General features: G+C 74.5%; 1 protein-coding gene. It reads left to right on the top strand.

All coding sequences use genetic code 11. The features are described from left to right. The coding region (locus H5J33_RS35520; protein WP_181798759.1) for a tetratricopeptide repeat protein at window positions 1-1,316 on the top strand (1,316 nt) is incomplete at both ends.

Raw genomic sequence — 1,316 nt, forward strand, 5'->3', positions numbered from 1 at the left:
GCCGATACCGGCAGCCGGCTGCACCACCTGGAGTACGACGATCTGAGCGTCCGCCGCTCCCTGGCCGTCGCCCACGACGCGCTCGCCGCCGCCGAGCGCGAGGCCGACCGGGACGCGGCCCTCGCCCTGCGCCGTATCGGCGCGCTCGACCTGCCGACGTACGGCGCACCGCTGATCGCCCGCCTCACCGGCACCGACGAGCGGCGCGCCGAGGCCGCCCTGGACCGCCTGGTCGACGTCGCCCTGCTGGAGGAGACCGCGTACGGCCGGTACGCGCCCCACGACCTGGTCCGCGACTTCGCCCGCGAACTGGCGGAGGCGGACGCCCGGACGAGCCGGTCGCAGGTCCGCATTGGGGACGCGGAGCCGGCGCCGGCCGGTCCCGGCTGCGCCGACCTCGTCGCGCTGCGCTGGTACGCCGCCGTGTCCGAGCGGGCGCTGGAGGCGATCGTGGAGCCCGGCATCGACCAGGACGACCGGCGGCGGCCGACCGCGGCACAGCCGGACGAGCACGCCACGGACGTGGCCGCCCTCGCGTCCTTCGAGTCGGCCGAGGAGGCGTTCGCCTGGGGCGAGACGGAGCTGGAGAACATCGTCGCCCTGGTGGCGCGGCACGCGGACACCGACGATGCGCGCACGGCCGCCTACCTCTCGGTGCTCACGCGGCTGCTCTCCCCGTACGTGCAGCGCAGCGGCCGGGTCGCCGAGATGGAGGTGCTGGGCCGGGCCGGGCTCGGCGCGGCACGGCGGCTGGGGGACGCGGTGGCGGAGGGGTACGCACTGTGCGACCTGGCCGCGCTGCACTTCATGACGGGCCGGCAGAACGATTCCCTCACCCTCACCGACCAGGCCCTGGAGATCTGGGGGCGGCTGGGCATGGTCTCCCGGATCCGGCGTTGCCTGAACAACCGGGGGCTGCTGCTGGAGGGGCTCGGGCGGTTCGCGGAGTCGGGGGAGGCGCTGCGCCGGAGCCTCGCCTACTCGCGACTGCTGAACGATCCCTACGGCGAGGCCGTCACCCGCAGCCACCTCGGCAACCTCTACGAGCACACCGACCCGCGTGCCGCGATCGAGCAGCACCGGCGCTCGCTGGCGATCGGGGAGAGGATCGGCGCGGTCATCGTGCGGCACTCGGCGCACTGCAACATCGGCTACGCCCATCTCACCCTGGGCGAACCGGAGTCCGCCGCCCGGCATTTCGAGGAGAGCCTGCGCATCCTGGGCGGCCACGGCGACTGGCACGGCGAGGCCCAGACCCGGCTCGGTCTGGTCAAGCCGTCCCTGCTGATCCTCGACTCGGTGCAGACGGTCGCCTC

Origin of the sequence: Streptomyces sp. WELS2 (genome assembly GCF_013870595.1) — a bacterium.
Lineage (GTDB): Bacteria > Actinomycetota > Actinomycetes > Streptomycetales > Streptomycetaceae > Streptomyces.